The organism is Algoriphagus ratkowskyi, from assembly GCF_002150505.1.
In the GTDB taxonomy this organism is placed as follows: Bacteria; Bacteroidota; Bacteroidia; order Cytophagales; family Cyclobacteriaceae; genus Algoriphagus; species Algoriphagus ratkowskyi.
The window spans coordinates 81,911-105,785 of record NZ_MSSV01000001.1; the positions used below are offsets into that span (position 1 = coordinate 81,911).

17 protein-coding genes are annotated in these 23,875 nt (G+C 37.7%); 8 read left to right on the forward strand and 9 right to left on the reverse strand.

Going from position 1 to position 23,875, the window contains the following annotated elements:
• Positions 1-45: 45 nt before the first annotated feature.
• The 9 genes from mscL to BVH02_RS00460 form a co-directional block, all read right to left on the reverse strand.
• Entirely contained in the window at positions 46-510 is a 465-nt protein-coding gene (gene mscL, locus BVH02_RS00425) for a large conductance mechanosensitive channel protein MscL (protein WP_086497765.1), read from the reverse strand.
• Positions 511-541: 31 nt separating this feature from the next.
• Entirely contained in the window at positions 542-1,978 is a 1,437-nt protein-coding gene (locus BVH02_RS00430; protein WP_086497766.1) for a type III PLP-dependent enzyme domain-containing protein, read from the reverse strand.
• A gap of 44 nt (positions 1,979-2,022) precedes the next feature.
• Complete coding sequence (locus tag BVH02_RS00435; protein ID WP_086497767.1) at positions 2,023-3,786, reverse strand: FAD/NAD(P)-binding protein; 1,764 nt, start codon at positions 3,784-3,786, stop codon at positions 2,023-2,025.
• A gap of 33 nt (positions 3,787-3,819) precedes the next feature.
• Complete coding sequence (gene sbnA / locus BVH02_RS00440; protein WP_086498203.1) at positions 3,820-4,803, reverse strand: 2,3-diaminopropionate biosynthesis protein SbnA; 984 nt, start codon at positions 4,801-4,803, stop codon at positions 3,820-3,822.
• 393 nt (positions 4,804-5,196) lie between these two features.
• Complete coding sequence (locus BVH02_RS21990; protein WP_205635688.1) at positions 5,197-6,834, reverse strand: ATP-binding protein; 1,638 nt, start codon at positions 6,832-6,834, stop codon at positions 5,197-5,199.
• A gap of 102 nt (positions 6,835-6,936) precedes the next feature.
• The gene (locus tag BVH02_RS21605; protein ID WP_205635689.1) at positions 6,937-7,467 is read right to left on the reverse strand and encodes a phytochrome family protein; all 531 of its coding nucleotides are present in this window, start codon (positions 7,465-7,467) and stop codon (positions 6,937-6,939) included.
• A 5-nt stretch (positions 7,468-7,472) separates the two neighbouring features.
• Entirely contained in the window at positions 7,473-8,075 is a 603-nt protein-coding gene (locus BVH02_RS00450; protein ID WP_086497768.1) for a biliverdin-producing heme oxygenase, read from the reverse strand.
• A gap of 16 nt (positions 8,076-8,091) precedes the next feature.
• Complete coding sequence (locus BVH02_RS00455; protein WP_086497769.1) at positions 8,092-8,526, reverse strand: response regulator; 435 nt, start codon at positions 8,524-8,526, stop codon at positions 8,092-8,094.
• 234 nt (positions 8,527-8,760) lie between these two features.
• Positions 8,761-12,348 (reverse strand): PAS domain-containing protein, encoded by a 3,588-nt coding sequence (locus BVH02_RS00460; protein WP_086497770.1) that lies wholly within the window; start codon positions 12,346-12,348, stop codon positions 8,761-8,763.
• Between the two features lie 579 nt (positions 12,349-12,927).
• Here BVH02_RS00460 and ku point away from each other — a divergent pair.
• The 8 genes from ku to BVH02_RS00500 all read left to right on the forward strand — a co-directional run bounded on the left by ku (position 12,928) and on the right by BVH02_RS00500 (position 23,868).
• Positions 12,928-13,698: a non-homologous end joining protein Ku gene (gene ku / locus BVH02_RS00465; RefSeq protein WP_086497771.1), complete on the forward strand. Its 771-nt coding sequence runs from the start codon at positions 12,928-12,930 to the stop codon at positions 13,696-13,698.
• Positions 13,698-16,121, forward strand: a complete 2,424-nt coding sequence (ligD, locus tag BVH02_RS00470) for a DNA ligase D (RefSeq protein ID WP_086497772.1) — start codon at positions 13,698-13,700, stop codon at positions 16,119-16,121. The genes ku and ligD overlap by 1 nt, the downstream gene beginning before the upstream one ends.
• Before the next feature lie 171 nt (positions 16,122-16,292).
• Complete coding sequence (locus BVH02_RS00475; RefSeq protein ID WP_191278293.1) at positions 16,293-17,573, forward strand: PQQ-dependent sugar dehydrogenase; 1,281 nt, start codon at positions 16,293-16,295, stop codon at positions 17,571-17,573.
• A 74-nt stretch (positions 17,574-17,647) separates the two neighbouring features.
• Positions 17,648-18,853: an AI-2E family transporter gene (locus BVH02_RS00480; protein ID WP_086497774.1), complete on the forward strand. Its 1,206-nt coding sequence runs from the start codon at positions 17,648-17,650 to the stop codon at positions 18,851-18,853.
• A gap of 281 nt (positions 18,854-19,134) precedes the next feature.
• Positions 19,135-19,539 (forward strand): hypothetical protein, encoded by a 405-nt coding sequence (locus tag BVH02_RS00485; protein WP_086497775.1) that lies wholly within the window; start codon positions 19,135-19,137, stop codon positions 19,537-19,539.
• 328 nt (positions 19,540-19,867) lie between these two features.
• Positions 19,868-22,009 carry a catalase gene (locus tag BVH02_RS00490; RefSeq protein ID WP_086497776.1) on the forward strand — a complete coding sequence of 714 codons (2,142 nt, stop codon included), beginning with the start codon at positions 19,868-19,870 and terminating at the stop codon, positions 22,007-22,009.
• Positions 22,010-22,063: 54 nt separating this feature from the next.
• The gene (locus BVH02_RS00495; protein WP_086497777.1) at positions 22,064-22,564 is read left to right on the forward strand and encodes a hypothetical protein; all 501 of its coding nucleotides are present in this window, start codon (positions 22,064-22,066) and stop codon (positions 22,562-22,564) included.
• Complete coding sequence (locus BVH02_RS00500) at positions 22,561-23,868, forward strand: peptidoglycan DD-metalloendopeptidase family protein (protein ID WP_086497778.1); 1,308 nt, start codon at positions 22,561-22,563, stop codon at positions 23,866-23,868. Before BVH02_RS00495 ends, BVH02_RS00500 begins: the two co-directional genes overlap by 4 nt.
• Positions 23,869-23,875: the final 7 nt, after the last annotated feature.

Consider the following 23,875-nt stretch of genomic DNA (forward strand, 5'->3'; position numbering starts at 1 on the left):
AATTGAAAGCCTTTTTTATGTCAAAACCATAGTTTTCCAAATCAACTATTTCCCCATTTCCCCATTATTTTTTTGCTCTAATAGGGCTACCTGCTTTTCCATTAATTCCGTCATTCTGCTTAATAGCTCAATATTTTTTGGAGTTGTAACGGTTGCGTTTTTAGGATCTTCTGCTTTGTTACGAAGAGAATTCATCAGTTTGACTATAAGAAATACGGTGAAGCCTATGATTAAAAAGTCCACAGAAGCTTCGAGCAGTTTCCCATATCCTATAGCTATTTCCTCCGGATGACTAACTCCTTCTATTGTTATTGCCTCTCTTAAAATTATCTTTTTATTTTCCCAGTTAATTCCATTAGTCAAGAAAGATAGTGGCGGTAAGAAAATCTCTTTGACTAAGACATCTACCACTTTATTAAAGGCTGCGCCAATGATCACACCGATAGCGATGTCGATCATATTGCCTTTAACTGCAAATTCTTTGAACTCTTCTAGTAATTTTATTTTCATGTTAGCTTTAATTTTTCAAATGGCACTTAGTTCAAAGGTTAGCATCATTTTGAAAGTGTGTTGCCTTAATTTCTCCATTCTCAATTGTTCGATTCCAGATCAGGTTGGTTGCCAATGGGAATAAATGTGCGCTTGATTCGAAAAAGTGCATCATGTAGCCAGCTGTATTCACAAAAACCACCAAATCGCCGACCTGAGGAAGCTTTGGCAGATCGAGTTTTCTTTTTAGAAGGACATCTCGCTCCAGACAATAAGCTCCAGTGAAATATGCTTTGACTGCTAGTTCATTTTCATTAGACTCTTGATATATTACGAATGGGTCAAGCAAAAAGTCCGCGCTCCCGCTGAGCATTTGAGTCATGTTCATTTCTAGCCCCACCAGCCAATCATCAGAGGAATCCTTTTTGCGAAAAGCTACCTTTGCAACAGTAATACCTACTTGATCAAGCATTGATCTTCCAGGTTCTATCCTAATTTCAATTTCAAGTTTCTTCGCTATTTCCGCTAGATTTTCACCCGTATGAGTTTTGTGAGATAAGATTTTTCGGATAGAATCTCCTTTAGAAATGGTATTCCAGAAAGGATAAGTTTTCAATTCTCCACGCATGATTCCGTCCCAAGATTCAATGCCAAGCCCTTGATTTTCATATGTTATTGGATCAATTGCCCTCCCAACTGCTTTAAATAGTTGTTGGTTGAAGTGATCCCATTCCTTCTGATCTTTTAAGTAATTCATTAAAATCCCCCCACCAATGTCAATAAATTCTGTAATCATTCCCTTCTTTTGAAGTAACTCTGAAAATGACAGACACTGTGTCAATGCAAAGCTTCGCTCTTCTAGAGAATAGCCATTTAGGTGAAAATGTAATCCTTTGTATACAAGTCTATCGAATCGGTCTGAGGCGATTAGTTTCTCCGAAATGAAAGGCTCAATGTCTAGTAAATCAAATCCAAATCTGCTTTTAAGCTTTCTTTTGTTAACAAAAAAACCGCTTACTCTAAACCCTATGTTTGCTTTCTTATCAAGTGTTTCAGCCACAGATTGTAAAAGGATGCATTCATCTTCATTATCCAGAATTATAGTCGAACCATTATCTATTGCCTTTTCTATCAATTTGCGGTTTTTTACCGCAGCAGTCACAATTAAATTCGATCCATCAATACCCATCTCCAAACATTGCGCATATTCTTGATAACTAGCCGTGTCTATACCCATGCCTAACTGATGTGCTTTCTGAACAGCTCCTTTAGTCTTGTTTGCTTTTCTTGCGAAAAAGACTTTATGCTTTAATCCGAATTCTTCAAATACACTTTTGTAAGAATTGAAATTTTCTTCCATGGCATCTGTTTGATGAATATTGATCGGAGATTCATGCTTTTCTAGAAGTTCATTCAAGACATTTTTTTCTTCCATAAGATCGTGCATCCATGGAGAAGTAATAGGTGTTAATTTAGGTAAAGCAGACATTAGTGAGAAGATATAATAATTGGTGAGTTTGAGATTTTAGCAATTTATTTTGTTAAGTTTTTCGCCCATTCACTGACGAAATCATTCCTTTTGCGTGAAAGTGTGTCGTTGTCGTATGTCAGCCCTTCCGTCGGGGTGCCTGAAAACGTAATTGATTGATTTGCCAAACCTGTTTCATCAATAGGATGTCCTTTTTCATTGATTGAAACACAGCCTGGTTTAAAATCCAACCTTCCTTCCAACCGATTAACATAGGGATGAATAAGCTTTTCTTCCAGCATCTTACCATATAATTCTCCCGCATATCGGTGCAACTGAACCTTAGGAATCCGAGCTTCAATCAAGAATTCTGCTTCTGCCGAAGTCTCATTGGCCGTGAGAGTATAGTGTGATGTTTTTGTAATAGTTGGGTTTTGAGAAAATGAGAAATCGATCAATCCAGCTTTTGCTATCGCGTCTATCTTTTTCAAGTTTTCGATAGGAGGGCCGTAAGAAATTCTGTTAAAGTGACCTGCATATTTCTCTAAGAACACTTTTTGTGATTGCGGTTTCAATCCGCCGAATTTGTAAAGCTCATTGAAATCCTCACTTAGATGTCTCCATACGCTAGCCACTGCTGCATAGGGACTTATTTCTTCGCCTATTTCTGCCTCACGAATGCATTCTTGCAAATATTCAAGCATGTTCATATGTAAATCATGACTTGGAAGAGGCCCCGAAAGGAATTGATGAAAATCAAACTTTTTCAACTCAGGATACGCTTCATGGAATTGATCTATTTGAAAATCAACTTCTGAAAAATCTCTAGATAGTAAAAGTTTTTTTCCTCTCTCTGCAAATAATTTACTGTAATACACTGCTTTAAATTCCTGTTCAATTAGGGGTAGAAGTTGCCTCTCAAAATCATATTTCCCACTCATCGTCTCCAAATATTGAAAAGAATTTTTGCAGAAATAAATTGGCTCGTAAGAAGGTTTTCCATAGGTATTACCCCTTGGAATCATCATTAGGCCAGACTTGGAAAATGGATAAATCATCTTTGGCTCGTAACCCGATCTTAAATAGGTGAGATTTCCATTTTCATCTTCACTGAATTGACCTTGTCTTCCCTGGGTTAGCGCCAAAACTGCATCTATGAAAGTTAATCCCATCCCCTTAATAGCAACCGTGCTTCCTGAAGCAATACTAGCTAAACGCTTATCGGTGGGATATATAAAATCGACATATCTTTCTTCAGAAGTAGAATCTGGATCATTTACACATGGATGGCCTGTGCAAATAAGTATATCGTGAATACCTTCTACTTTGGTCGGTATAGCAGGTATTGAGTTTATAAAATGAAGGTTGTACTCATCTCCTTCTCGAACAATAGCAATTACTTCACCTACATGTTTGATAATGTCTACGTTTTCTGGACAATTGTCTACCAGGCCTTGAAATCCTTCTGAGAGATATTTGCCAACGGTTGCCCGTGATGAAAAAGTATATGCGTTAGAATTGGGAAATTGCTCCTGATGTTCAGCTACCCATTCAGTGAATGATTTTGGATGTGGCACTACAGGTTTTGGTGCGTTCTCTGACCACATATTAATATGTCCATTGACATAATTCATCATGAGATAGGTTGGTTGACATGTGTTGTATATGTCTCCCGTTCCAAAAGAATCTGTTTTATTGAAGAGATGTATTTCTACAAGGAATTTAAGCTCGGCTTCAGCCAAATTTGCAAGCACACGTTCTAATCCATAAAGCCCTTTTGGCCCTAACCCTACGATTGCAATTCTTTTAATACTGGACTCATCACTCATTTAAGATGTATTTAAGTTGAAAAAAATTCGTATTTAAACTAAAACCTCCATTTTCTGGCTAATATTTTTAGTAATCCATTCAGGATTATAAATGGTATCTAGGTATCGCTCGCCCCTATCACACAGGATCATTGCCACCGTAGCGCCGTATGGAAGGGAGTGCGCCATTTTCTGCACTGCAAAAGTCACTGCCCCAGAAGATCCACCGCAGAGAATTGCTTCCTTATTTAGAAGTCTATGGCAACCGTCCACACATTCTTCATCATTGACATGTACCACATCAGAAATTAATTTTCTATCCAAAAATTGGGATTTTCTTCCAGCTCCGTGCCCAGGGATTTTTCGAGCTCCTATAGGAGTTCCGAAAATGATGCTGCCCACAGCATCCACCGCAATAATTTTAGTTTTTAGCTTGTTCAAACGAACGTAGTCTGTACATCCCATTAAAGTACCACAAGTGCTAGTGGCAGCAAAAAGGTAATCTGGAGCATAACCAAGATCCTTTACTATTTCATGCATTGTCTGTTGATGAGCGGCTGGGTTTTGCAAATTGCCATACTGGTTAGTCCAAAAACTCCTAGGATTTTCAGCTAAAATCTCTTGAACTCGGTCTAGTCTCGCTTGCAAATAACCTCCCTCTAAAGCTGGATCAGTGACATAATTTACCTTGCCACCATACGCTTTGATAATCTTTACATTCTGACTATTAACCATGGGATCGACAACTACTTCTAGGTTCAATCCGAAGTATTTACAAGTTTGAGCCAGACCAATGGCCATATTACCCGAACTTGATTCTACCACTGTATCCCCTTTTTTCAGTTCTCCATTTTCCATGGCATGCGTAATAAGTTGTAGGGCTGTTCTATCCTTGATACTTCCGCCTGGATTAAAGGCTTCCATTTTACCGAATATCTTAAGTTGATTGTCAGGGTATAGTCTATTCAATCTTATCAAAGGAGTTCTTCCGACAGTATCTAGAATCCTAGCGTATTGAGGTGATTGTGATATTATCATTAGTGAAGGGTTAAGTATAGGATGGGATAAGTCCCTGGTTTTGTAATATTCCAAGGATTTTTTAATGCAAACATCTTGGGATGTGAGAAAGCCACATTTCCACATGATTTTAGGGAAGTGTCTACCGAGAAAGACCAAATATTCCGCCATTTAGAGCTTTCTATAAAATGTAGCTCAGACCTTGCTACAGTAGCTTTTTTGGGTCATAATTAGCTTGGGGGATAGATTTTCACAGGAAAAAAAATTCTCACTCTGTGCAAGAGACTCCTTTTATGAAATCTCAAGGAATTTTTTGATTGAAGGTTTGCAGCTTAAGTTGACAAAAGCATAGAAGTTCCTATGTGTTACCATAGGAGCTTTGTAAAAAATAAGTCGTTTACAAGAGATGAGAGCTTAAAAAGTTTTGGAGCTGACCTCCGGGAAATATAAATTAATTACTGTTCCTTCTCCTGGATTGCTAACTGCTGTAATATATCCTTTATGGTTTTTCATTATTTTCTTACACAAGGCTAAACCAACCCCAGAACCGCTGTACTCGGTAGCTAAATGAAGTCTGGTGAATACATTGAATATAGTTTCCGCATATTTCTGATCAAATCCTATTCCGTTGTCACTTACTGAAACCACCCAGAATTTCCCGTTATTCCCCGTTGAGTAGGGAATGGAATTGGCCCTTGAAGTGATTTCTATTGTTGGGGGTACGCCATCTTTAGCGTATTTAATAGAATTTGAGATCAGGTTCGAGAAGAGCTGTTTTAAGAAAAATGGGATACCCATTATGTGTGGTAATTGCTGAACCTCTATTTTAGCGGACAAGCTTAAATCATCATTGGTATCGGTAACAATTTCTTCAATAAGTTTCTTCAAATCAACGTGTTCAAAAGATTCCTCCGAATATTTTAAGCGTGTGTACTTTAAGATATCCTGAAGGAGCGTTCTCATTCTTTTGGCAGAAATGTTCAATCGTTGAAGTGAATTCATAATGCTAGGAGACAATTCCTCTTCACTAAGCAAATGTGAGGAAATGAGCTGCATTTTCCTTAAGGGTTCTTGGAGGTCATGAGAGCTGATCCAGTTCATGTTTTCCAACTCTGCATTTGCTTCCTTTAGCATTTCACTCAGCCTCCGGTACTTTTGCTCTTCTCTGGTTATTTTTATAAGATTTATTTGTCTTTGCAGGCCGTTAGCATAGAATGCTGCCATATCTATCTCCGGTTGGAGCCAAGGCTTACTTGTACAATTCACGATCTCTTTCCATAATTCAAAAGAATTGCGGGGATGAAGACCTTTTTCATTCTTAATAATAGATTTTTTAGGATCACCTGCCCACGTGACCTCTGACTTGGTTTCTGGCCTATACCATATGATGCAGTTATTTTCTTCCAGATCCAGCGAATGGTAAATAATACCTGCCGTGTTTTCACAAAGGCTCTTAAGATCTGGTAAAAAATTCACCAGTTTATTGGTGTGGAAGCTTGTTTTAATATTGGAATCGTTAAAGTGGTTAGCAAGAAATATAATTTCCTTTTCTGATGGCGTATGACCATGTTTGTATACTTTTCCCTCAATAACTATTGAGACTCCAGTGGAATTGCACAAGGACAATAGTTCTGGCTGTTTGATTAGCTCCTTAAATGATTCAGGTTCTCCTGTTAGATTAAATGAGTCAATTTTATCGATGGCACTATTTACCTTTCGAGATACTTCATATTCTTCTTTAGATTGCCTTACATCTATCTGCGAAGTGATGAAATGGCCTTGCAATTGTGCTGCAAGTCGTAATTCAGGGGTGAGGTTTTTTGGCGTATAATGATGGCAAGCAATAAGACCCCAGAGTCTTTGTTTATATATTAAAGATATCGTCATGGTAGCCCCTACACCCATATTACGTAGATATTCCATGTGAATTGGTGAAGCACTTCTCAGAATAGAAAGGCTCAAATCAAGATTTTTAATTTTACTATCATCGACGGTAAATATTGGAACTGGTGTATAATTAATATCTGTGATGATTCTCAACAGATTTTTCATGTACAGTTCTCTTGCTTGCGGTGGAATGTCGGTATGCGGATAATGAAGGCCTAGAAATGGTTCTAAATCCTCCCTAACACTTTCTGCATAAACCTCTCCATTTTAATTGTCATCAAAGCGATAGATCATTACTCGATCGTAACCGGTAATACCTCGCGTGCCCTCGGCCACTAAATTACAAAGCTCTTTAAGACTATTAGTGGAGTGCATGTAAGAAAGAAACTGTGAAGTACTATCATACACCTCATTCGCTAACTTAACCTGAAAATTTTCAGGCTGAAATTCAAGTATATAGATGTTTTCACTTTGGTGTACTGTGCATAGAAAATCATATTGTAAAAGTTTGATTTTCAACATCGATGATGAAAGCATCCGATTTTTAGAGATGTACTCAAAAAGTGATTCTTGTGCCTTTATACCAAAAATTGCATTAAATACACTACCCAATAAGTCTACATAAGGAATTCCTAAATATTCTTCAGTATTTGCACTGCAATAATCAATAATAAAGGAATCTTGTAATAGTCCGATAAGGAAACCATGCGGCTGAATACTTCCAGGAATATGAATTGGTTCTTGTTCACAATTAGAAAGATTGACTAAATCTCTATTTACAATGTCTTTTAATCTCATAGAAATTAACGTACAGAATTATTTATAAAATGGTCTTTGATAGCTGTAAAAGTATAATTGGCACCAGCGATAATGTCCTTTCCACTTTGACTTTGAACTTCAAAATTAGTAATAGCGGTCATAAACTGCTTCCATAATATTCCAGTCTGATCGCTATATCCAGCAAAGTATGACGCGCCTGTTTGCAAATCATATCCTAAAGTTTTATGAATATGTTTATAAATATATCTGCCTCCTAATGACGAACCTTCTATCACATACATCATTCCCATAGCAAACCCAATGGATATTTCATTTTCCAAAGCCTTAAATACCGGGCATACGTTATCCTTAGTGTATCCTAAATTTTTAAAATCTTTTTCTAGTAATGGGAGCTTACGGCGCTGATCCAAGTCACTAATTTCATTCTTTAGTACAGGAAACAGTGTTTTTTCTACTTCTCTAATGGCATCATACATCAAATCCAGATAAAGTATGTAGTTCTCTCTACTCACATCGTCCGACAGGAGAGCAGCAGAAATAGGTAAATTTTCTAATTCTTGATGAGGTTTTGAAGTGCTTGCTTTTAGTTGTAAAAGAAAGGAAGGAGAAAGGTGTGGTTCACTCATTGCTAGGGTTAGCTAGTTATTTTTTGTATAAAAAGCCATTAAAATCAGGATTAAAGCTGTCCCAATTAATTTCAAGGGCATATTGAATTGATGCTTTCAGCTTTAAAAAGCTATCTGCTTTTGGGATAAAGAAATTCGCACCTAATTCATGAGCTTTTCTAATGACTAACTGATCTTGAGTTGTTGAAAACATGATTATAGGAAGAAGTCCATAATTTTTAGATTTCCTTATATTTTCCAAAACTTGCATACCGGTCATTCCAGGCATATTGATGTCCAAAAACAATAAATACGGATTTGGGGGTGGATTTTCTAAAGCCTGAATTAATTGAAAACCATCTGTATAGGTGATTAATTCATACTTTTCACTAATTACTTCAATTATTTTTCTAAAAAAATCTAAATCGTCTTCGTCGTCATCAGTATAAAATATGGTTAGCTTATCTTTCATGGTAGGGATTCAAGACGAGGGAACGAGCTTAGGTCAGCACAAATATACTGAAAAGAAAAATAGGTGAAATATATGAGTACTAGATATGCAAATTCTTCTGGTATAATTGCTGATCCAAGATATCAACTTTAACGATACCCTCTCAAATAAGCTACTTCGCCCAAAATCAAGCAACTTAATGTAAAATTTTTTTTGCAGGTCATTGCTTTTCTGCCTATGTAGTTTTCAGTAAAATTATGCAGGAATATAGATGTCAAATGTAGCTCCCTTATCTAATTCACCTGATGCTTTAATAAAACCTTCATGATTGTCTACTATTTTCTTGACAATAGCTAGTCCAATACCAGTTCCTATATAATCTGCTTTGCCATGAAGTCTTTGAAACACTTCAAATATTTTTTCGCTGTAAATAGAATCAAACCCAATACCGTTATCTGAAACTGAAATGTGATGGTACATAATGTTTTTTTCAAGCTTGGGAACACTTGAGTCCTTACTAGAAACCAGTTTGCTATCGATCATTATTCGTGGCGATCTGGAGGGGTCTGAAAATTTAAGCGCATTACTAATTAGATTCATCAAAAGCTGCTTGAATTGAAACGGTATTACTCTAAGCTTATCCTCAGACTCTAAAATCAACTCAGCATCTTTTTGAAGAAGCTCTTCTTTCAAATCATCCTTAAGATCGTTGATTATCGAATTAAAACTCATTATTTCAAATTGCCTATCCTGACTAGTGGTACGGGAATAGGCTAATAAGTCCTGAATAAGTGTTTGCATTCTCTGTGCAGCACTTAGCATCCGCCCAAACATTTCTCTTCCTCTTTCGGTCATATTTGGGTATTCATCCTCCATTAGCATACTAGAGAACGTCTGGATCTTCCGAAGCGGCTCTTGCAAATCATGGCTTGATATGTATGCGAATGATTGCAACTCCTTATTCATTTTTTCAAGATCGTTATTTTTTAAATTCAGCTCTTTGGTTCTATCCTCTACCTGCTTTTCTAATTCTACTGTAAAGAGTTTTTGATCCTGAATATCTGTACTAGAACCCACCCACATTCTTATATTTCCCTGTTCGTCTCGTTGTGGAATGGCGCGACTTAGCTGCCAGCGGTAACTCCCGTCAGTTTTTTTAAATCTATGTTCAAAATGAAAATCTTTGCCAGTGGATATAGCCTGTTTCCACTTCTCAATATTATCTTTTCTCTCATCTGGGTGAACTATTTGAAGCCACCCTTCACCACTTATATCCTCGTATTTAAAACCAGTGAAATCATATAGAGCTTGATTGTAATAGTTCAAATTGCCTTCGCTGTCAGATGTCCAAATCATCTGAGGCATGGAGTCAGCCAAAAGTCTGAACTTTTCCTCCCGCTCCAATAGCAGCTTATGGAAACCCTTTGCATCGGTGATGTCTCTTATAGTACCAACCATTCGATCAGGCTGACCTTGATCATCAAGGAAAACTTTTCCTCGAACTTCAATCCAATTACGCAAACTGTTATTTTTTACGATTCTACATTCAAAAAGTAATGTACCAGATTTATAAGATTGCTCATAAGCTTCTTTGATCTTCTCAAGGTCATCTGGATGAAATCTCTCTGTCAATTGAGAGGTGGTAATAATCTCATAGCTTAAAAAGCCAAAAATTTCATTACACCTACTGGAAATTATACTTGTTTCATTTTTTATATCATACTCCCAGACACCTAGTTCACTGGCATTAACTACTATATTTAATCGCTCTTCGTTTTTCTCAACCTTTACTCTTGCTTCCACTTTGTCGGTTACGTCATTGACGGTGATCATCATACCCGATGTAAAACCTTCAGCGTCTAATAATGGGGCATATTCAAAATCCAAAAAGAATTTTCTGATCCCATCAGCTCCTCGCACTAATGCCGGAGACTCTTTCTCGCTGTGAGTTACACCGGTAGCATAAACTTTCCTGAGTAGTTCAGGATACTTCTGATCTTTAAGTTCAGGGAAAGCATCCAAGATTGAAACCCCTATCAACTCAGAAGGCTCTCTGCGCCATACCGATTCAAACATCGCTTTGTTTGCAGACTCTATAATGTACTGATCGCCTCTTAAGATAGTCATGGGTATAGGAGATTGCATGATTAAATTACGAAAGTGATTCTCGCTTTCTAGAAGCAAATGTTTTGCTTTCACAGTATCTGTGACCTCAGTAGCAACCGCCATTATTCCACTGATTTCTCCGTTTTCTTCCTTCAAAGGATGGTAGACAAAATTGAAATAGGAAACCTCTTGTTTTCGATACCTATTTAAGGTGACAGGAAATTCATTTCCGAAGAATGGCATTCCTGTTAATTTGATGTCTCTAAAAATATTTTCAATTACATCTTTTACTTCAGGGAGAGTGTCAAAAATTGGCTTTCCGATAAACTCTTCAGAAGTCTTATCTACCAAGCTTAGATAATTTTCATTGGCCATTTCCACGATATAATTATCTCCTCTAAGAATGGTAATGCCTAAAGGGGCCTGTTCAACGGAGTTTCTAAATCTTTTCTCGCTTTCTTCTACTTGTTGTTTTGCAAGATGAATATCGGTAACGTCTGCGGCGGTGTTCATCACTGCGTATACTTCGCCTGAAGTATTGTAGAGTGGGGTAAAGCTATAGTTATAATAAAATGGCTTCAATACTCCGTTTATTTCAAGGAAAACATGCATGTTTTTAGCATGAAAAGGAACTCCTGTAGAGAATACGCCCATAATCTGACTGAATACTTCAGTGTCCTTTAATTCAGGAAGGACTGATCTATAAGACTTGCCTATAATGTCATTCCCTTTACCCCAAACATCCTTGATGGTCTGGTTGGCTAGTGTGATAATGAGATCTTCACCTTCAAAAACCCCGATAGGAAAAGGAGAATTATCAATTATGGATCTAATACTTTGTTCCCTTTCTTCTATTTTATTTCTAGCAAGTACTTGCTCGGTGACATCTTCCAGCGTTCCATTTAGCCTATAGCAAACATTATCTTCTGTAAACCAAGATTTGCCCTTTGCGTGAACAATCCTTTTTTGACCTGTATCAGAATTTGTAATAGCATATTCTATATCATAGACCCCACCGGATTCTATTAAAAGAGAACGTTCTATTGAATTTATCACCCTGATTTTATCCTCGGGGTCAATTGCGTTTAATGCTACATCCAAATCTAACTCCTCATCAGTAGCAAGATTAAACCAGGATTTAAGTTTTTCATTCCCAGAAAAGGTTTTGCTGATAGGATTATAATCCCAAGTGCCCAGACCTGCAGATTCAATTGCAAAGAATAATTGATTCTTACTATCCTCTAGTTTCCCTTCAATTAGTTTCTTTTCCGTGATTTCCACAGCTGTACATAATATTCCTACTGTGTTTCCATCTAGATCTTTAATGGGACTATACGTAAAGTCGTAATTTTTTTCGCTTAAATGCCCTTGACTAATTGTCAAAATGGAATCTGGAATAAATACAGGTTCACCATTCAGTACCCTATGGAAAATAGCTTGAATACCTGCCCACTTTGTATGGTATGTTACTTCTGCACTTTTACTGAAAACATTGTTATGCTCTGGTTCACCGAGAAGATTCGCAAATCCGTCATTGTATAATTGGATAAAATCATTGCCCCAAAAAATGCACATCGGCATTGGATTCTCCATGATCAGTGAAACCGTGGAAAGTAAGCTCACTGGCCAGTTTTGAGGGTTTCCAAGGGAAGTATCAGCCCAATTAGTTTTTCTTAAAAGGTCTCTAAGTCTACTTTTTCCCGATAGGAACTGCCAGTTGAAATTTATTCTGTCCACAAAAATGTGTTTATGTATAAAAATGTGATTATGTATTTAAAGAAATTGTATCCAAAACTTATTATTCTAGTAGTGTTATGCTTTGCTCTGGATATAATCTACATGATATACGCTACTAAAACAGTGCGAGGGAATGTCGGATAAAATATAAAAAACAGATAGTTTATAAAAAATCAATGCAAGCCCTAACTATCGAGCACTTATTGGCGATTGGATGAAAAGATGGAGATTGATTTCTGCAACCAGTAAAAATATGACAGACAAAAATCTTAATATCTACTAAATTTTAATGTAGAAAATACTACGGATTACTGGGAGAATTTGCCCCAGTGTATTTGATTGAACTGCGAGATGAATTACAGTATTTATCTACTTTGACTATGAATTCACAGTTTTAGGTTAGCCTATTAATGCGATTTATACAAGATTAGGTTTAGTCATGACTTTTAAAGTAATGTTTTCAGCTGTAAGTAATTTGATACTTTAAGCACGAAAAGGATTGCCCAAAAATTGCAATAAAAAACTAACTGGAATTTTAAATGAAAACGCTTAATACTATCATCACCAAACTAATAGTTTATGAAATCAATCTGGAATGGCACCTTGGGATTCGGTTTAGTTAATATTCCCATCAAAATGTATTCTGCTTCCGAAAACCGAACTATCGATCTTGATATGCTTGATTCGGAAGATCATGCTCGAATTAGGTATCAGCGGGTGAACGAGAAAACAGGTAAAGAAGTAGAGTGGAAAAATATAGTCAAAGGATTCAAAATGGATGATAAATACATCATTCTTGAAGATGAGGATTTTGAAGAGGCCAATGCGAAAAAAAGTAAAGTAATAGAGATTGAGGCTTTTGTAGAGGAAGTCGATGTTGCTGATATGCTTTTCAAAAAGCCCTATTTTTTAGAGCCACAGAAGGAGGGAGGCAAAGCGTATAACCTACTTCGTGATGCGTTGAAGAAAACTAAAAAGCTTGGGCTCGCCACTTTTGTTATGCGTCAGAAAGAGAATCTCTGTTTAATTGGAATCTATAATGATGTACTTGTACTGCATGTAATCCGTTTTTCAGATGAAATACGAAACCCTTCAGATCTTAAAATCTCTACTTCGAAAACTACCAAAAAAGAAGTAGAAATGGCTGAATCTCTGATTAAGCAATACAGCGAAAAGTTTGACTTGAGCCAGTATAAAGATCAATACAACGAGCAGTTGATGAAAGTAATCAAAGCAAAATCTAAAGGTAAGAAGGCGGTGGTGAAAAAATTTGTGCCAGAAAACACTCCTTCAAAAGATCTCATGGCACAGCTCAAAGCAAGTTTGGAAAAACGTAAAAAAGCTTCCTGATGTCTCTGGAGGAATATAATAAGAAGAGGGATTTTAAGAAAACAAATGAGCCAAGAGGTGATATAGCCCCACAAAATGGAGAGCTTAGATTTGTAATACAACGACACGATGCAAGCCATTTACATTTTGATCTAAGGCTGGAGATAGATGGTGTATTAAAGAGTTGGGCTATTCCAAAAGGGCCTTCGATGAATCCGAATGATAAGCGATTAGCAGTCCAAACGGAAGATCATCCTTTGAAGTACCTGGATTTCCAAGGAATAATTCCCAAAGGAAATTACGGTGCTGGTGAGATGACTATATGGGATTCGGGCACATTTACATCGATGTCGGATGACATGGACATCTTGAAAATGATTGAAGATGGAGATTTGAAAATCACCTTTATCGGAACAAAGCTAAAGGGGGATTTTGCCTTAGTGAGAACAAATTTTGATGGCAAAAAACCGCAATGGCTCTTGATCAAAAAAAAGGATAAATATGCAACGGAGCTTGATTACGATGCAAACCTACACTTAAGCGAAACCTCTATTGATGGCTCCGCGCCACCATCCAAATCCTTTAAGCTTTCGCAACAAGTTGCTCCCATGCTAGCTACTACGAGTAAAGAGCTCAAATTTAGCACTTCAAAAAACTGGCTTTACGAGATCAAATGGGATGGGTATCGCATGATCTGCAATCATTCCTCAGCTACCACAACACTTTATTCTCGAAACGGAATTGATTATTCGAACGCATTTCCAAGTCTCGTCAAACATCTGAAAGAACTTTCCAAAAGTGCTATTCTTGATGGAGAAGTAGTGACTTTGGATAAAAATGGAGCTTCCAAGTTTCAATGGCTTCAGCATTACAGTGAGGAGCCAAAAGGGGATTTGATATACGTAGTGTTCGACTTGCTTTATTTGGATGGGCACAGCATTGCTCATTTAAAGCTAGAGGACCGCAAGGAATTATTGGAGGCTTTGGTAGAGGATATACCTCAAATTCGCTACAGTGATCATATAGTAGGAGGAGGAAAAGCATTTTTTGAAAAGGTGAAAGAACAAGGATTGGAAGGGATTATTGGGAAAAAAGCTGATTCCTTTTATTATCCAGGCGTACGGTCTGAGTCTTGGGTAAAGTTTAAAACGCAGGAAAGTATAGAGACAATTATCTGTGGCTATACCAAATCGGAAAATCGACCATTCGGCTCTTTGATTTTAGGTCTTTATAAAAACAATGAATTGAGTTATGTAGGTAACTGTGGCACTGGTTTTTCTATTTCCCAGCAGAGAGAAATGAAAAAAGAGTTTGACAAGATCACTCAATTAAAATCACCTTTTCCTGATAAAATAAATCTTGCCGGGAGACAAGCAGTCTGGCTTCAACCACATCAAGTAGCCGAAGTCACTTTTGCAGAGTGGACTGAAAAAGGGAGACTAAGACAGCCGGTTTTCAAGGGATTTAGAAGTGATAAAATCCCCCAAAAGTTAGAATTAGAAAGTCCTAAGTTATCTACTCATGCAAATAACACATCCGATAACTCCTTAGAAATAGATGGGATTAATGTGCCTGTGAGCAATTTGGAAAAGCCTCTTTGGCCAAAAGATGGGATTACTAAATATGATCTAATAGACTATTACATAGCTGTATCGGAGTACATTCTGCCCTTTTTGAAAGATCGTCCTCAGAATCTACACCGCCATCCCAACGGTATTGAAAAAGAAAGTTTTTATCAAAAAGATACGCCGGAAGGCTATCCTGATTGGATAGAAACGGTGAAATTATATTCGGAGTCTTCGGACAAGAATATTGATTACATGCTATGTCAAAAGGAAGCTACACTGATTTATATGGCGAATCTTGGCTGTATCGAGATTAATCCTTGGAACTCGAGAGTCGGTTCCTTAGAAAAACCAGATTACATCGTGATTGATTTAGATCCTTCTGAGAAAAATGACTTTCAGGAAGTTGTGGAAGTTGCTCAGTCTTTTCATCATTTACTCAATGAATTGGGGATAGAAGGATATTGTAAAACTTCAGGATCAAGTGGCCTTCATATTTACATACCAATGGGAGCAGTCTACACGTTTGAAGAAGCAAGAAATTTCTGCAAGTTGCTCTGTACCATAATACAGGAGCAACTTCCAAAACTTACCACCATGGAAAGGCCTCTGAAAGCGCGAAAAGGAAGGATCTATTTGGACTATCTTCAAAATCGATCCGCTCAGACGCTGGCATCTGTCTATTGTGTACGTCCCAAGCATGGCGCAACAGTTTCTACACCTTTGCTATGGAAGGAAGTGAATATGAAATTGGATAAAGGAGATTTTACCATTTTCACAGTTATGGAAAGGATTGAAAAATTTCCAGATCTTTTCAAAGAAGTTCTAGGGAAGGGCGTGAGCATAGAAAAAACACTGGAGAGGCTAGAGGGAGGATAAAAGTCATAGTTAAGCCCGAATTGGGAATATTTTTTCACAGTCATTTCGATTTACTTGTTGATTTCTGGCAGAAACTCACCTAATAGATTGATAATCGCATTTATCTGCCTATTTATTTTTTGGCTGTATGATTGGTTCTAAATACAGTTGAATTGCTAATCTTTATAAACTATGCACATAAAATCTTTGATGCCATTCTTAGCTCTGGCCTCTATATCCTTTGTTTCATGTCAGGAAAAAGTATCAAAAAGAGAGAAAAAGGAAATCTCACAATCCAAGCCTGATAGAGTTCAGACTGCAAATGGAGAAGTTATTTTACCACCGCCTTATTCATCTGAATCTGTTAGAAATGAGAGTAAATTAGTCGACTGGCCAGATGGAGAAACCCCCACTGCGCCCGCAGGCTTCTTAGTGACTAAATTTGCCGATAAATTGGATAATCCACGGAATACCTATGTGGGTCCAAACGGAGATATTTTTGTAGTCGAAAGTAATACTAAAAAGGGTGCCGATCGGATCACTGTTTTTAAGGACAAGGATAAAAATGGTGACTACGAGACTCGTGAGATTTTTAAGGAAGATCTATATCAGCCTTACGGGATGTTGGTTCTTAATAATCATTTCTATATCGCAAATACAGATGGACTATACCGATATCCTTACCAATCAGGACAATTGAAATTAAATGGTGAAGGAGAAAAAATAGTTGATTTACCCGCAGGTGGCTACAATAACCATTGGACTAGGAATTTGATAGCAAACGAAGATGGGAGCAAAATCTATATTTCCGTGGGATCAGCTAGTAATGCAGGTGAGCATGGCATGGAGGAAGAACATCGAAGAGCGGGAATTTTGGAAGTAAATCCTGATGGTACAGGAGAAATTATGTTTGGCAGTGGTTTAAGAAACCCTGTAGGCATGTCTTGGAATCCTATCACAAAGGAACTATGGACTGCAGTAAATGAGCGAGATGAATTAGGTGATGATTTAGTGCCGGATTATATCACTAGCGTGAAAAAAGGTGGTTTTTATGGCTGGCCTTATTCCTATTTTGGACAAATAGAAGATCCTAGACTATATGGTAAAGCTCCAGAAATGGTAGAAAAAGCACTAGTTCCAGATGTATCTGTTGGTAGTCATACTGCGTCCCTGGGTTTAACTTTTTATAATGGATCTACTTTTCCTGAAGCGTATAGAAATGGCGCTTTTGTAGGACAACATGGATCTTGGAATCGTGAAAAACTGGCAGGTTATAAAGTTTTGTTTATCCCATTCACCGAAGGAAAGCCTTCAGGTCAGCCGCAGGATTTCTTAAGTGGATTTGTCTCTGATATCAATAAATCAAAAGTTTATGGACGTCCAGTAGATGTGACGATATTACCTGATGGATCTCTTCTTGTCAATGATGATTCAGGTAACGTTTTATGGAAAATAGCATATACAGGCAATTAGTAGGGTCAGTTTCAAAATTTTCGCAACAATTATCATTACGAAATCCAAACTCATGTCAATAAGCAACACACGGAATGAAAGCTAAACAAATTCTATTTATCCTAACATTACTGATAGTAGGAACTTACTTTATGCTTCTAGGTACAATAGAGGCAGCAGGATTTCTGAAGCCCTTCGCAGTAGCGATACTTTTGACATTAATATGCATACCTCTTTGCAGAAAATTAGAGCGTTGGAAATTCTCAAGAGCGCTTGCTGCATTAACTAGTGTAGTTATAAGTTTACTTTTATTTCTTTCGTTTTTTGTAGTCTTATCCGCGCAAGTAGTAAATATCTCAGAGCGTTGGCCAGAAATAAAAACAAGTATTCAGCCCAAGTTGGAAGAGTTTAATAAATCTTTAGCTGAGAAAACAGGGTTGGATTTTGGGGAAGAACTTGGAGAATTTTTTCCTTCTCAAGATTCTAACTCAGTAAATCAATCAGCTAAGACTGAAACAGCTGCTGTGGCAAATAGTCCCAATCAAGATGCCTCTACCCAAGGATCTTCTACAGAAAAGATTGCTGCGAAAGCTGCATCTGAAGTTGGTTCATTACTTAAAAATTTTTTCAACTTTATCTCTAGCGCTGTTCTCACACTTGTTTATTTGTTCTTCCTATTGCTATACAGGAATAAAGTAAAGCTTTCCATCTTGAAGTTTTTTAATAGTCAAAATAGAAAAGAGGCAGAGGACGTGATGAATAATTCTATAGAACTTTCTTTAAATTTTATAGTGGGGAGATTAATCTTAATCGCTTTTTTAGCGGTCATCTATAGCATAGGATTATCTGTGTCGGGAATCGAAAATGCAATTCTTATAAGCGTGATAGCTGCAATCTTATCGCTTGTGCCATTTATTGGAAATATCATTGGATATGGATTGGCTATGGTCATGGCGCTATTTGCGGGTGCGGAAGTTGGCGGTATAATAGGCGTATCAGTCACTTTTGGGATTGCACAATTTGTAGAAAGTTACATTCTAGAGCCATATGTAGTAGGAAGTAAGGTGGAGGTCAATCCATTAGTTACGATAGTTGTAGTTATTTTAGGAGGATCTATTTGGGGAATTGTTGGAATGATACTAAGTATCCCAATTACCGGTATTGCCAAGATTATTTTTGATGCAACTCCTTCTTTAGAGCCATTGGGATATGCACTTGGTGAAGAAGACCTAGAAGGAGCAGATGAGCAAAATTTTCTAAGTAAGTGGGGACAGAAATTGTGGAGTAAAGTCAGTAAATAATGTATTGTGTATATCCACTATGATATCAGACAATCCACATCCCTTGCTTTGAATGATGTAGGACTTTCTGAAAGCTATCGGTAGAAGGGAGCGAAGGGGCAAAAAATATAGAATTTATTGCACATAGTGGGGAAATTCGCTTCAATGAGTACTAGCATAATTTTCATTTGACATCACTAAAAGCACTCTAAACTCTATACAAATAAGGTATTAGCGTGATTGGGTAAGATTTTGATTAGATATACAATTAATCTTTGCAATTAAATTTAAATAATATCATAATGAAAAAGCACTTAGCTATAATAGGATTGGCGTTATCTAGCATGACCTTCGCCTGCAACGAAAAGAAAGAAGATGGTAGTATTACAGAAGATGGAGTGATGCAGGTGGAAGAAGTTACTTCCGAAAATGGTCAAATATTGGCTGGTAAAGATTCCAGTATGAGATTGAGTGACGGGACTAGAATACCAGTTGAGATCACATCAGCAGATTCCATCAATCTCCCTCAGGAATTGCTTACGATGATAGAAAAAACGGACGATTTAGATCCAGGCAATATCGTAGCAAAGAGAAGATTCATTGAAAACAATATCACTTACTATGAACTTGAATTTAAAATGAGGGAGGGGTCCAACCAAACTTTCATTTTTGATGAGGATGGAAAGAGAAAATCGAAAGACGAATAATATTTGAATTCAATATCCCCTGGATTCCGAAGTTTGAATTCAGGGGATTTTTTTGGAAAACCTTCCATAGATTTTTATCCACGTTCTGAGGAATTTTTAAGACAAATCCCACATGGTTATATGGTAATTCAACTTTGAATTTTGAACAATATGTTTTTTTTTGGTACACTCCAATTCTCTTCGTTTCTCAGTTGATTCCACACAAAATATGTTTTTCGTGTTATTTACTATATCTGATTCTTTTAGGAAATTAAAATATCCAATGTGTTATTTTTAACTGGAATGTTTTTGGAGAACTATATTCTGATAACCACTAAATTATTTTATAATGATTGAAAAAGATAAGGCGCAAAATAATGCCACAAACCCAAAAATTGATGATCTCAAAATGAATTTGGAAGATGGGGCAGGTCAGCCTCTGACGACAAACCAAGGTTTGAAAATCAATGATGATCAAAATTCTTTGTTAGCAGGAGAGAGAGGTCCGACACTATTGGAGGATTTTCACTTTCGAGAGAAAATGACTCATTTTGATCACGAGCGTATACCTGAACGAATAGTTCATGCTAGAGGATCTGGTGCGCATGGATACTTCGAGTCATACGGTGATTTATCAGAATTTACTAAAGCAGGTTTTTTGAATAGTAAAGGCAAAAGAACTCCGGTATTTACTCGCTTTAGTACGGTAGCTGGATCTAAAGGATCTACCGATTTGCCTAGAGATGTGCGTGGATTTTCTGTCAAATTTTACACAGAGGAAGGCATTTATGATTTTGTAGGCAACAATATGCCGGTATTCTTCATACAGGATGCTATGAAATTTCCTGATTTGGTTCACGCCATAAAGCCAGAACCAAACAATGAAATTCCCCAAGCAGCTTCGGCTCACGATACGTTCTGGGATTTTATCTCACTAATGCCGGAAAGCATGCACATGATTATGTGGGCAATGAGTGATCGCGCGTTACCGCGGAGTTTGACAATGATGGAAGGGTTTGGCGTTCACACCTACAGATTTGTGAGCGAATCAGGAAAATCATCTTTCGTTAAATTCCATTGGAAACCAGTTGCGGGTACACACTCGGTCACATGGGATGAGGCACAGAAAATCTCTGGCCAAGATCCTGATTTCCATAGAAGAGATCTTTGGAATGCTATCGAAAATGGCAATTTTCCAGAATGGGAATTTGGCGTTCAGATTGTACCAGAAGAGGACGAATTTAAGTTCGACTTTGACTTGTTGGATCCTACTAAGCTTATTCCTGAAGAATTGGTACCAGTGAGACTGATTGGAAAAATGGTGCTAAACAGAAATCCTGAAAATTTCTTTGCCGAAACAGAACAAGTTGCATTCCACCCAGGACATGTAGTGCCTGGCATTGACTTTACAAATGATCCATTGCTTCAGGGTAGATTATTTTCTTACACAGATACACAGCTTTCCAGATTGGGTGGACCTAATTTTCATGAGATTCCGATCAACCGATCTGTCGCGCCTGTGCACAACAATCAACGAGGAGGTATTGCACGTCAGGCTATAAATAAGGGACAAACTAGCTACAGCCCAAATAGCCTAGGCGGTGGATGTCCATTCCAGTCCAAGATGGCCGAAGGCGGATTCACGCATCATCAAGAACGTGTGGAAGGTCATAAAATCCGTACAAGAAGTAAAAGTTTTATGGATCATTTCTCCCAAGCAAAACTTTTCTTTGAGAGTCAGACTAAGGTAGAGCAGGATCATATGGTGGAAGCACTAAGGTTTGAACTTGGAAAGGTGACCATAGAAGAAATTCGTGAGAGAATCGTCGGTATGCTAACCTACATTAATGAGGAGCTAGCTCAAAAAGTTGCTAAGGGTCTCGGTATAGAAAATATTAAAAAACCTGAGAAACCATTGAATCATAGCTTTGGGGCAGATGCAAATCCGGAAGATTATCAGCCTACAGAAGTTAAGAAATCAATCGAGAAATCTCCTAAGTTAAGTTTGATGGCTTCCCCCGGTAAAGGTATTAAGGGAAGGGTTGTAGCCATTTTGGCAAATGATGGAGTAGATGTAGCAAGTGTAAATTCTTACATGGCAGCTTTCAAAAAAGAAGGTGCGGAAGGTAAAGTAATCAGTTTGCACGCCGGAATGATTAGTGGATCAAATGGAGAGAAGATTAAAGTGGATCATAGCATTTTGACTACAGCTTCAGTGCTATTTGACGGTGTTGTGATTCCTGGCGGTGAAAAAAGTATCGATGCGCTAAGTGCAGATGCTGATATTATCCGCTTCGTAGATGAAAGTTATAAGCATTTCAAATTTATCGCCTATCAGGGTGATGCGAAGAAGCTTTGGGATAAAACATACGCCTCTAGAAATCAGAATGCAAAAGGTGTTCTTGTGGACAAGAGCCCACAAGATTACGTTTCCGCTCTGGAAAAGCATAGAATTTGGGAGCGTGAGGATGCCCAGCAAATTCCAGTTTAATACAGATGCAGGCGATCAAAATGAATCGCCTGCATTTTTTAATACGATTAACGCATGGATATTCAACACTTTATTATAACTATTCTATCGGGTATGGCTGGCACGATTGCTATGACCCTGATAATTTATATTTATGCCTATATAAGTCAGAACTTCACTAAGGTCGTCCATATTCTAGGCAATATGTTAGTGGGGGAACGTAACTTCTACACACCAACTAATAATGCATTTGTAGTAGGAACTATTGCACATTTTTCCGTCGGTATACTCTTTTCTTTCGCATACTTTCTACTTTGGAATTGGGGCGTATTCCAAATTGACCTGAAGGATTCTATTTTGATAGGAGTGACAAGTGGTATTTTGGCTATACTAGTGTGGAAAGGTTATCTAAGTCTTCATTCGAATCCACCTACTTTCTCCCACCTACATTACTTTATAGCACTATTTATAGCCCACATCGTATTTGCTGTCGTAAGTGTTAGTGTTTTCCAATTGATTACAGATAGTCCTGAGTTATGGTATCAGCTCCAGGATAAAGCCAAGCTCTCCATATGAATAGCATCAAACATATACTCACTCTTTTTATTATTGTTTGCATTTTTTTCACTTCATGTAACAATCAGACTTTACGGATTTTTAAATCCAGTTCTGCCCGAACCCAATATACAAATACCCTGAATAGCTCTGGGATTGGCGCTACAAAAATCGGTTTAGAATGGAAGAACTCAGCAAATGAGTCGATCTTAAAGGCTCCCGATCTTGCTGTTCCCGTCTCAATTCAAGGAAGTTTTAAGTCCAAAAGTATTGAAGCAAAAGCTTGGAAGATCAAGTTAGAGCAAGGTTCGTCAGTAAATATTTTTGTAAACTGGCAAGCGAGTGATAGTAGCAAATTGATTGTGGATTTATTGGAAGGGTCCGAGTGGAAAGAATTAGAATCTTTCACTATACAAAGTGACTCATTGAAATTTGAGGCGGAAAAATCGGGAAGCTACTTGCTTCGACTTCAGCCTGAATTACTTGGAGAAGGGAACTTTCAGATCAAAATAAGTGGTACTGCTACTTACGCTGTGTTTCCAGTTCAGGGAAAAAATAGCGCTGCTATCCAAAGTGTGTGGGGTGATGTACGAGATGGAGGTCAAAGATCACATGAGGGAGTTGATATATTTGCAACTCGTGGCACGCCTGTATTGGCACCTGTCGCGGGAGTAGTTACAGCCGTTCGGGATAGAGGTTTGGGAGGAAAACAGGTTTGGGTTCGAGATCCTGAGAGAGATTGGAATCTTTATTTTGCGCACTTGGATACTCAGCTTGTAAGCAATTTACAACGCGTAAATCCTGGAGACACTTTAGGTTTGGTGGGGAATACCGGTAACGCTCGCACGACGGCTCCACATCTTCATTTTGGTATATATCAAAATGGTGCTATTAACCCTTTTCCAGCTATTGAAGATAGGTTTAAAGCAGCACCTGAACTCAAAGCCGAGGAGCTACCACATCTAATGAAAGTTGGGACAAACCAAGCTAAAATGAGGCGTGAGCCATCTACCAATTCAGATGTGATATCTACACTTAAATTAGATATGATTATAATTACAGTAGCAGCTACAGCAGATTGGTATCAAGTAGAAACTATGACTGGCGAAATTGGATTCTTACACAGGAATTTAGTTGCGGCTAGCGAGTTTACTTCACTAGAATCCAAATTAAGCTATGCTTTCAGTAGCCCGATTTCTAATGCTGACAGCTTATATGTGAATTTGGAAGAATTTAATGTGATAGGAGAGGCACTGCCAGGTTACAATTTAATTGTAGATATGGATGGAAACTTACTTTACCTACGTTCTTCCACATCAAAATAACTTTGAT